11 protein-coding genes are annotated in these 10,217 nt (G+C 58.8%); 6 read left to right on the forward strand and 5 right to left on the reverse strand.

Features of this window, described 5'->3' with window-relative positions; all coding sequences use genetic code 11:
* Positions 1–53: 53 nt before the first annotated feature.
* Positions 54–1,334: an MFS transporter gene (locus CWS72_RS06295; RefSeq protein ID WP_274540583.1), complete on the reverse strand. Its 1,281-nt coding sequence runs from the start codon at positions 1,332–1,334 to the stop codon at positions 54–56.
* 120 nt (positions 1,335–1,454) lie between these two features.
* Entirely contained in the window at positions 1,455–2,420 is a 966-nt protein-coding gene (locus tag CWS72_RS06300) for a 2-hydroxyacid dehydrogenase (protein WP_101249719.1), read from the reverse strand.
* 144 nt (positions 2,421–2,564) lie between these two features.
* On the opposite strand from CWS72_RS06300, the gene CWS72_RS06305 reads away from it, so the two are divergent.
* On the forward strand, positions 2,565–3,722 hold the full coding sequence (locus CWS72_RS06305; RefSeq protein ID WP_101249720.1) for a citrate synthase family protein: 1,158 nt from the start codon (positions 2,565–2,567) through the stop codon (positions 3,720–3,722).
* A 189-nt stretch (positions 3,723–3,911) separates the two neighbouring features.
* Here the strand turns inward: CWS72_RS06305 and CWS72_RS06310 are convergent, their stop codons facing one another.
* Positions 3,912–4,925, reverse strand: coding sequence for a 1-aminocyclopropane-1-carboxylate deaminase (locus CWS72_RS06310; protein WP_101249750.1), 1,014 nt, complete (start codon positions 4,923–4,925; stop codon positions 3,912–3,914).
* 154 nt (positions 4,926–5,079) lie between these two features.
* On the opposite strand from CWS72_RS06310, the gene CWS72_RS06315 reads away from it, so the two are divergent.
* The 3 genes from CWS72_RS06315 (at position 5,080) to CWS72_RS06325 (ending at position 7,414) form a co-directional block, all read left to right on the forward strand.
* Positions 5,080–5,559 carry an Lrp/AsnC family transcriptional regulator gene (locus CWS72_RS06315; RefSeq protein WP_101249721.1) on the forward strand — a complete coding sequence of 160 codons (480 nt, stop codon included), beginning with the start codon at positions 5,080–5,082 and terminating at the stop codon, positions 5,557–5,559.
* A 33-nt stretch (positions 5,560–5,592) separates the two neighbouring features.
* Entirely contained in the window at positions 5,593–6,276 is a 684-nt protein-coding gene (locus tag CWS72_RS06320; RefSeq protein ID WP_101249722.1) for a hypothetical protein, read from the forward strand.
* A gap of 697 nt (positions 6,277–6,973) precedes the next feature.
* Positions 6,974–7,414 carry a hypothetical protein gene (locus CWS72_RS06325; protein ID WP_146002645.1) on the forward strand — a complete coding sequence of 147 codons (441 nt, stop codon included), beginning with the start codon at positions 6,974–6,976 and terminating at the stop codon, positions 7,412–7,414.
* Here CWS72_RS06325 and CWS72_RS27370 read toward each other — a convergent pair.
* A complete protein-coding gene (locus CWS72_RS27370) occupies positions 7,402–7,890 on the reverse strand; it encodes a RipA family octameric membrane protein (protein WP_146002646.1) in 489 nt (162 codons plus the stop codon). The genes CWS72_RS06325 and CWS72_RS27370 overlap by 13 nt on opposite strands.
* Positions 7,891–8,176: 286 nt before the next feature.
* Here CWS72_RS27370 and CWS72_RS06330 point away from each other — a divergent pair, with 286 nt between their 5' ends.
* Together CWS72_RS06330 and CWS72_RS06335 are read left to right on the forward strand one after the other, a co-directional pair.
* On the forward strand, positions 8,177–8,365 hold the full coding sequence (locus CWS72_RS06330) for a hypothetical protein (RefSeq protein ID WP_101249724.1): 189 nt from the start codon (positions 8,177–8,179) through the stop codon (positions 8,363–8,365).
* A complete protein-coding gene (locus CWS72_RS06335) occupies positions 8,358–9,662 on the forward strand; it encodes a type II secretion system protein GspD (RefSeq protein WP_101249725.1) in 1,305 nt (434 codons plus the stop codon). Before CWS72_RS06330 ends, CWS72_RS06335 begins: the two co-directional genes overlap by 8 nt.
* A gap of 18 nt (positions 9,663–9,680) precedes the next feature.
* Here the strand turns inward: CWS72_RS06335 and CWS72_RS28040 are convergent.
* On the reverse strand, positions 9,681–10,217 hold a 537-nt coding region (locus CWS72_RS28040), incomplete at its 5' end, for a hypothetical protein (RefSeq protein WP_199175564.1).

The raw sequence follows: 10,217 nt of genomic DNA on the forward strand, positions 1-10,217 counted from the left end.
AAGCCCGCCTGTTATACCAAGTCTCGATGAGGATGACTCATCGAGACTTGGTATTAAGCCTCTCCGACCCGTTCGATCCGACCCATGAACAGCAGGAACACCAGGGCGGCCACGATGCAATGGGCGCCGACGAAGACCAATCCGACATTATAGTCGCCGGTAACCGCGACGATGTAACCGAAGACGATGGGGGTGACGATGCCGGCGATATTGCCGACGCAATTGAAGATCGAACCGGCCAGTCCGATCGCGTCCTTCGGCGCGGTGTCGCTGACCACCGCCCAGGTTCCGGCGCCGGCGGCGATACCCTTGCCGTAAAAGGCGAAGGACATCAAGGAGATCACCAGGACATCGCTGTCGGCGACCGAGGCGATGATCAGGCTGGATGCCATCAGCATGCCGACGATGTAAGGAGCCTTGCGGGCCCAGGACAGCGACCAGCCGATACGGATCAGGTAATCGGAAATGATGCCGCCCGAGATCCCGCCGGCGAATCCGAACAGGGACGGCGCCAGGGTGGCGAAGCCCGCCTGCATGATGTTCATCCCCCGCGCATGCACCAGATAGACGGGAAACCAGGTGATGAAGAAATAGCTGAGAGCGATGGTGCAGTATTGCCCGATATAGGCGCACCACAGCATGCGGTTGGTCAGCAGGCTGTTGACGATATGTCCCGACAGGCGGGATTTGGCCGTGCGCTCCTTCACCTCGTCGATATCGACCAGGGCGCCGCCGGCGACGATGTGAGCGAGCTCGGTCTTGGAAATGCCGGGGTGACGCCGCGGCTCATGCATGCAGAAAAGCCACAGGATCGCCGCCAGGAAACCGGCCGAGCCCAAGACGAAGAACGGCCAGGGCCAGCCGAAACGGGAGACCAGCCAGCCGGAAAGCGGCGAGAAAAGTCCCACGGCGAAATATTGGGCCGAGGCGAACAGCGAAGAGGCGCGGCCCCGTTCCGATTTCGGAAACCACATGGCGGTCACCCGGGCGTTGGCCGGAAAACTGGGGGCTTCGATCAGGCCCAGGACGAAGCGTAAGCCGAACAGGAGCACGACCGTGCCCATGACATTGGCGGCGAAGGCGCCGACGAACCCTTGGACGAATGTCGCCAGCGACCACAGAACCAGGGTCCAGCCATAGACCCTTTTGGTACCGAAACGATCGAGGATCAGGCCGCCCGGCAGTTGCCCCAGGACATAGGCCCAGCTGAAGGCGGACATGATGTAGCCCAACTGGACGACGGACAGCCCGAACTCGCTCTTGATGCCGGGCGCGGCAACCGAAAGGATCGACCGGTCGGCGTAGGCGATGGTCGAAAGAAGAAGGATCAGCATCAGGATCCAGAAACGGGTTTTTGTTTTCTTGTCAGTTACTTGTCCGGTCGTCGGGGCCTCTTCCTCTGACATGGCGGGAGTCCTTCATCCTGGGTTCGTTTCCTTGCCGATTTTTATTTTTCAGACGGGATTGATCGGCGGTTTTCCCGAAAGTACGGCGGCGATGTTGTCGAGCGCGGCAAAGCCCATGGCATCGCGGGTTTCCTCCGTCGCGCTGGCCACGTGGGGGGTCAGGAAGACATTGGGGAGTTCTGCCAGTCTTCCGTTGCGCGTGGGCTCCTCGCGGAACACATCGAGCCCGGCGGCGTAAAGCTGTCCGGATGTCAGGGCATCGATCAGCGCATCCTCGTCGACCAGGGATCCCCTGGCGGTATTGACGAATACCGCCCCTTTCGGCAGCAGGGCGAACATCTCGCGGGTCATCAGGGTTCCCGATCCGCCGGGCAGGTGCAGGGAAAGGATGTCGCAACGGGGGAGCATATGCCTCAGGTCGGCCTCGAACTCGGCGCCCTGTTCCAGCTCAGCCGGCAATCGCGAGCGGTTGTGATAAATGATCCGCATGTCGAAGGCGCGGGCCCGCTTGGCCACCGCGCGCCCGATGCGGCCCATTCCGACGATGCCGAGCGTCCGTCCATGAACCCGTTTGCCGAGCATGTCGGGCATGCCGAGACGGTTCGGCCAGCCCGAGCGCAGGTAGCGTTCGTATTCGGAGGCGCGGCGGCAGGCCGCGAGGATCAGCATGACGGCGAAATCCGCCGTGCAGTCGCTGAGCACGTCGGGGGCATTGGTCACCACGATGCCGCGGGCCCGGGCCGCTTCGACGTCCATATGTTCGAATCCGGCGCTGGGATTGGCAATGATCCGCACGGAGTCGGGAAGCTTGGCGATGTCGGCGGCGGTCAATGCCGCCTTGTGCCCAATCAACACCGCCTGGGCGCGATGGTCTCGCATGGCGGCGATGACCTCCGCCGCGTTCAGGTCGTGATCGGCGAGAACCGTGTCGAAGTCGCGGCGGGCCCGTTCGGCCACCGCGAGGGGAACCCGTCTGGCGACCACAAGGCGCCGGACGTCAGACTCCGGATGCATCTTTCCTCAGACCTTTCCTGTTCGGTGCGCGAATCCGTCCCGTTGACCGGGGAACGCCATGCGCCGGTTGCAAAATAGTTGAGCCAGGAAGGCGAGAATGAGCTATATGGAATATAACGATCAATCTCGATTCATATAATCAACATGACGCACTGGCTTACCCAGGACGAAGCGACAAAGACCCTCGGGGTGAGGGCTCAGACCCTCTATTCCTATGTCAGCCGAGGCCGGATCGAAGTCTGTCCGGATCCGACGGACGCCAGGCGCAGTCTCTATCGGGCCGACGATATCGATGATCTGATCAAGCGGCGGGAACGGCGGAGAAAGCCGTCGGTGCTGGCCGCCAGCACCATGTCCTGGGGCGAACCCAGCATCACCACGACGATTTCCACCATTGCCAAGGGACGCCTTTATTACCGGGGAAGGGATGCCGTGGCGCAATCCGCCGCCGGTACCATGGAGGAGACGGCGGGGTTGCTGTGGGGGATGGCCTCGCCGCCCGATTTTCCATCCGTTTCCGTCAATACATCGCCCGGGGAGACGCCGCGCGAACGGGCGTTTCGCGTACTGGGGCGGGCCGCGGCCTCGGGTATGCCTTCCCAGGGGCGGGCGGGCGCCGTGCTGTACGATGAGGGCGCCGCCCTCATCGGCCTTCTGGCTTCCGCCTTCGGTGACCTGCCGAAAGGGCGGGATCCGTTGCACCGGCGGCTGACGCGGGCCTGGAACGGGAACGAGGCGGCGGCCGATGTCATCCGCCGGGCGCTGGTCCTGCTTGCCGACCAGGAATTGACGTCGTCGGCTTTTGCCGCCCGTGTCGCCGCGTCCACCGGCGCCCCGCTGGCGGCCGCCATGTTGGCCGGTCTGGCGACCCTGTGCGGCCCCTTGCACGGGGATATGACGGTGCGGGTGAGCAGTCTTTTCGAAGAGGTGGCGAGGACCGGCGCCGATCAGACCCTGCGCCGCCACATTTCCTCAGGCCTGCCCATTCCAGGGTTCGGCCATCACCTGTATCCCGATGGGGATCCTCGCGCCGTGGCGCTGCTGGACGCCTTCACGCCTCCTGCCGACGTCACCGAGATGGTCGAGAAGGTGGCGGCGCTGACCGGATTGCGCCCCACCATCGACGTAGCCCTGGCGGCCTTGGTGATCCGCTTCGACCTGCCTTCCGATGCCGCTTTTTCCCTGTTCGCCGTCGGCCGCGCCGTCGGCTGGTTGGCTCACAGCGTCGAACAGGGGGAAACGGGCAGCCTGATCCGTCCCAGGGCCCGTTACGCCGGCCCGCCCGTCACGGCAATCGGCTAAGGACTTGGGACGAAATAATCACGTCCCCGTCCTAAGAGCCCGAGCGGCGCCTCTCGCCCGCCGAAGCCGGAGGCGCAGGCGTCCTATAAACCTTAGGCTCTGGAGCGATTATTTCGCCTCAGAGCTTAAGGGCATCAGCCGCCATGGCCGGAATCCGCTCCGGCCATGGCGAAGAGAGAAGAGGGAGCCTCAGCCGTTACGGAAGGCGTAGCTGTAACCGTTGAGCGCCGGGGCGCCGCCCAGGTGGGCATAGAGGATCTTCGAACCCTTGGGGAAGTATCCCTTTTTCACCAGATCCATCATGCCCTGCATGGATTTCCCTTCATAGACGGGATCGGTGATCATGCCCTCGAGGCGGCCGCACAGGCGAATCGCCTCCTTGGTCTCGTTGGAGGGAACGCCGTAGGCCGGATAGGCATAGTCTTCGACCAGCACCAGGTCGTCATCGGTGAGTTCGCGGCCCAGTTCGACAAGATCGGCGGTCCGCCGGGCGATCTCCATCACCTGGGCGCGGGTCTGAGCGGGCGTGCCCGAGGCGTCGATGCCGATCACCTTGTTGGCCCGGCCGTCCTTGGCGAAGCCGACCAGCATGCCGGCGTGGGTCGAACCGGTCACCGTGCAGACGACGATATAATCGAAGGCGAAGCCCTGCTCGGCCTCCTGGGCGCGGACTTCCTCGGCGAAGCCGACATAGCCGAGACCGCCGTATTTATGCACCGAGGCGCCGGCCGGAATGGGGTAGGGCTTACCGCCCTTGGCCTTAACGTCCTCGATGGCGTTTTCCCAGCTCTCGCGGATGCCGATGTCGAAACCTTCGTCGACCAACTGCACATCGGCGCCCATGACGCGGCTCAACAGGATATTGCCGACGCGGTCATAGACAGCATCCTCGTGGGGCACCCAGCTTTCCTGAACCAGACGGCATTTCATGCCGATTTTGGCGGCGACCGCGGCCACCATGCGGGTGTGATTGGACTGGACGCCGCCGATGGATACCAGCGTGTCGGCGCCGCAAGCGATGGCGTCCGGGACGATATATTCGAGCTTGCGCAGTTTATTGCCGCCGAAAGCGAGACCGGAATTACAGTCTTCGCGCTTGGCGTAGATTTCGACGTCGCCACCGAGATGTTCGCCGAGGCGCGACAGCTTCTCGATGGGCGTCGGTCCGAATGTCAGCGGATAGCGTTCAAATTTCTTAAGCATATCGGTTCCTTTTCGGTCCATCCGATGGGGGAGGAGAGAAACAACCGATAGCATCTAAATAATGAAATGTGCTTTCATATGTTGAAATATTTTTTTATATATATTTCATCCAATATGATATTAGTGTACATATATCTCAGATTTGGCGTAAAATATGGAAGAATCAACCACTCAGAATGAGACGGACAGAATCGACCAGAAAATCCTCCATCTGCTGCAGCAGAATGGACGTCTCAGCAATGCGGAACTGGCGGAAACGGTCAATATCAGCCCGGCGACCTGTTATCGTCGCACTCAACGGCTTTTCGAGAAGGGTTATATCGCGGGTGTCCGGGCGATCATTGCCCCACACAAGGTCGAGCGGGGGACATTGGTCATGGTCGGTGTCGTCCTCGATCGTTCGACACCGGAAAGTTTCGCCCAGTTCGAGCAGGCGGTGGCCGCGCTGCCCTTCGTCATCGACTGCCATCTGGTGGCCGGCGACTTCGATTACTTCCTGAAGATTCGCGTCGGCGACATGGCGGAGTTCAACGTCATCCACGGCAAAGACCTGATCGCCTTGCCCTGCGTACGCCAGACCCGGACCTTTTTCGTCATGAAGGAAGTGGTCGACAATGCGCCGCTGGATTTCTAAAGGGTGGCATTTTTCAGGGAGGCACACCTTACGATGCAGATCATCTCAATCCGCCATCTCGCCATTGCCGCCCTGTTCTCCATCGGATCACCGGTGCAGGCGGCCGACGAGCCGGTCTGGCCGGACAACTTTCTGACCCGGGTCGAGACCTTGGCGCTCATGCAAAGCCTTAACGCCGAGCTGCTGGCCAGCCGCAGCGCGACGCTGACCCTCGAGAAATGGTGTCGGGATCACCATCTGGCCGATCCCGCCAAGATCGTCGCGATCCTCAAGCGGGAAGGTGGGGGCGATAAGCCGCCTTCGGCGGAACAGCGGAAGCGGCTGCAGGTGGAGCCGGGCGAGCCGGTGAAGTACCGCCGGGTGCAGTTGTTGTGTGGCGAGCGTCTCTTATCGGAAGCCGACAATTGGTATGTGCCGGGCCGGCTGACCGCGGAGATGAATCGCCTGCTGGAGACCACGAATACCCCGTTCGGCAAGGCCGTGCTGGCGCTGGAGCCGACCCGCCAAACCTTCGCCGCTTCCCTGTTGTGGTCGCCCTTGCCGGGCGGTTGGGAATCCGCCGCCGTTTCCCAGGCGCCGCAGGCCGCTCCCTTGACGATTCCCGATGCCCTGTTCGAGCACCGGGCGGTCCTCTATACGCGAGACAAGGTGCCGTTCTCCGAAGTGGACGAGGTCTACCAGCGGCAGATTTTGGCCTTCCCGCCGCCACCCCAGTGACTTCAAGGGGCACGGCCTGGGGGAGCGTCAATGCCTCAAAGTCAGCCTGGAAAGAGCGTGCGAGGTGCCCCATGTGCTGTTACCATCGTTTTCACCCCACTTAATCCGCATGCGGCGAAACGTGTTGTTGCCGCCATTCGTACGACCGCACGGCGACTTCGGCGGTTCCCTTATCTCGGTCCATGAGGGTGAGGAGGGGACACGCGAATTGCTAGTGGTTAGGTATCCGTCGTATCTGTTGATTTACGATGTCGATTCAACAGCTTCTCTTGTCACTGTTTTGACCGTTTGGAAACGGTGGCTGCCTTAATATTGTTGGCTTATATTCGGAAAGCCCGTTACCAATACGCGGTAACGTTGATGACTATGTTACTGCATAACGAACGTTGATTCCAAAACTACCGTTCAGACCTTCTGAAGTCTCGCGCAGGCTGCGGGCGTTCAGATCGCCGTCGATTCTGATGACAATAGGCTCCATGGCGGAGACCTTTGTACCACAGGCCCTATGGGGTGGGTAACATCGACTTACCCCAGGTAACAGGGGTGCGGCCTCCGCCAAAGCCTTTTGAACCAGCGTTTTAGCCGGATCCAATTGTCGCATAATGTATATTATGACGAATAAGACTGGCAAGCGAAAAAATAATTCCCATTATATCAATGGCTTATGAAACTCCGTTCCCAGGCAGGAATCCGACGCATGCTAAACGACCTCGATAGTCTCCCTCCGGAATCTCTCCGCGATCTTGCGGCCTATCTGCGCAAACTTGCCGACCAAATCAGCAATCATGCTGATCTGATCGCCAGCAGCGCGAAAAGAGAGCGTCAGGCGAAGACTCAGAGAAGTGAAATCCGGGCGGCGGTTTTAGCGGCCGCCCAAAAGGTCATCGCGCTAATTGACGGAGGCATTCAAACGGATGACGCCTACGCCCAGGTTATGGCTGAAACCGCATATGCCAAGGAAGGTTTGCAAGCGGCCGTTGCCATGGTTCGACGGAAACACCGTGAAGAACGGGATATCGTGATCGCGTGGTTGTCACAGGCTGGCGTCCAGAATACCGCTATTGCAAAGATCGTAAACCTCCATCCGGTTAATGTGTCAAAACTAAAATCAAAATCACATAAATATCAAAGACGATAAAAAAACAAAAATATCACAATGGTCGCACATACCGCCCATATAGATATTGTAAGCGCGCAAACAAGGTTGCTCTCTTTATCATGTAGTAGCGCATTGTTTCCAATTTTTTCGCCGAATAACATTTCTATTTCTTGTGAATATGGGGAAATTGGAAGAAATTTTTCCATATTCAATATAATGTGGATCTGCTTCCGATAGGCTTTTGCCATATGAGAACTGCAATACGCCCACAAGGCACTCGCAATGGCCATAGAGGCAAGTATAAGTAAGATAATCTCTACGTATAGATTAAAATTAATTGATTTTCTAACTCCCCACAGGGACGCTATAGATAGTAGCTGTGCAGATATAATCCACAAATAGAATTTATGAACTTGAAATCGTCCATTTTTTTCATTTTCACTTTTTTGTATGAACAACTTATACTGTTCAAATTTATGGTCAGAAAATTTATCTCCATATTCGTCGGGAGTCATTTTCCCTCTCCATTCAAAGGCAAGTCGTTGTGCATGGTGCGAACCCGCTCGTTCCTCGCGGGACCCCGCACAAGGGGGCGCCGCCCCCTTCTTGACGGTCAAGGGTAAAGTCGCTCCGCTCCCCGCCGGTCCGTTGCGAAACACACGCAAAGCTAAGGTCGTGGACTCCCAAGCTTTGCGGCGTTTCGTACTCCCGGCGGCCCTTGACCTCGGATCCCCCGCCGCTCACGCGGCCCCGGGTTTCATGCCCGCATGAAACCAAATCAATTCTAGCAAAGGAGAAAGCATGACAACCGACGACAAGGACAAAATGCCATCTTCCCGCGAGATCTTCGAGGGCATGCGCAACATGTTGGATTGTTTCGCTATTTATAGCATGCGGCATGGGCCGGGCTTGACCGCCGAGGAAGCCGAATGCATCCGCCAGCTTCGCGTCATCCTCGACGCCCAACTCAAGGTCTCCGGTCATGCGTAGGGCTTGGCTCTTACCTCTGGCCATCGTCTGGCCCCTCGCCGCCCTTGCCGGTACTCCCGATCACCAGAAGATCGAACTGGACGGCGTGCGGGTTTCGGAAGTCGCACGGCTGGTTTATGGCGATGCCCTGCACACACCCTATCTGCTCGACCCCGCTGTGGTGGACGACAGCCGCGCGGTGTCGTTCCGCTGGGAGGGCAAGCCCTCGCAGTTGCATGCCTTCCTGGCCGACTTCTTCCATGCCCTCGGCTATGAGATCGAACGGCGCGGCACGCTCGATGTCGTCGCCAAGGCCAAGGAACCACCTGCGCCACCGGCAGCGGAGCGACAACCGTGGATCTATCGGCCCCGTTACCGTGATCCGGCCTATCTGTCCGAGCTGTTGCGTCCCATGTTCCCCGAAGCCATGCCCCGGCAGACGGCCACCACCGGGCAACCGGGCGCCCTGCCCGCCGCTGCCCTCTCGTCCGGGATCAGTTTTCCGGCGACACGGACCTTGAGCCAGACCAGCGCCGCCGATTTCTCGGCCCCGGCCGTCACCGCGACCAACCAACCGGTAGCCAAGGACGTCCTGGCGTTATGGGTAACGCAGGCCGAAAGGGCCAAGCTCGACGCCATCATTCCGCAGATCGACACGCCGGCCGGCGAAGTCGTGGTGCGCGGCGCCGTCTATGAGGTGCAGACCGACGAGAAGAACGGCTCGGCCATTTCCATGGTGACGGCCTTGCTGGGAAAGAAGCTCTCGCTGTCCTACAACGCCGGCAGCACGCCCCTGGACGGCTTCATCCAGTTGAAGACCTCGACCATCGACGCTGTGGTCAGCGCGCTTTCCAGTGACAGCCGGTTCAAGATCGTCAGCAGCCCGGTCTTGCGCATCGCCAGCGGACGCAACGGGCGGTTCAGCGTCGGCCAGGACGTGCCGGTCCTCGGTTCCGTCGCTTATCCGACCGGCGCCGGTCAGGCCGTGCAATCGGTCGAATACCGCTCTTCCGGCGTCATCTTTGACTTGAGCCCCGAGGTGCGCCAGGACGTGACCGAACTGGTGATCAATCAGCAGCTTTCCAATTTCGTGGCGACCGATACCGGGGTGAACAATTCGCCGACGCTGATCAAGCGCGAGGTGAGGACAGCGGTATCCCTGGGAAATGGGGATATCGTGCTACTCGGAGGGCTGGCCGAGAACAAGACCAGCGAGGCGTCAACCGGGCTGTCGTTCCTTCCGTCGTTTCTCAGGGCCAATACAGACGGAACGACCAAGACGGAAATTTTGTTGGTATTGCAGCTTCAGAGAATTTAGTCGTGCAATAACAACGCATCACTCATCACTCATCCATGGTCTTGGTAATTTTTTCTTACTAGATGATGCAATAATAATTGCTTGCGCTTCTAGTCCATGAGATTTATCACTATTACTTTTTCCCGGCTCAACTTTCCAAGTCATTCGATTTCTGTATCCACCGTCAACCTCGAAACTGGTAAGCCGACACCTCTTGTCCGCCGGGTTTTGAACGATAGCAACGTGGTTTGCTCGGATGCCACGTTGAATAATTAAACAAAATTCCCCCATATAAGGAAAGCCAGCAAGGTGATCGCAATCACCATATTCCTTGCCACAAATTGAACAGATCTGATGGTCCACAATTAATCCAGAACTAACAAATATCTGAGACGGGAATACAATTTTCTCTATCTGCTCAAGCCGTGCAGAATATTCGATAAGATGAGAAAATCCGCGATGAGCCCTAGTGCATTGACTCAAACAGAAGATACAACGGGCAGGCGCTGAAGTTTTGCAAGGATGACGTCGGCCGGCTTTGTCCAAACGAATGGCTTTGAATTTTTGTTGTGCTCG

Source organism: Telmatospirillum siberiense, from assembly GCF_002845745.1.
In the GTDB taxonomy this organism is placed as follows: Bacteria; Pseudomonadota; Alphaproteobacteria; order Rhodospirillales; family Magnetospirillaceae; genus Telmatospirillum; species Telmatospirillum siberiense.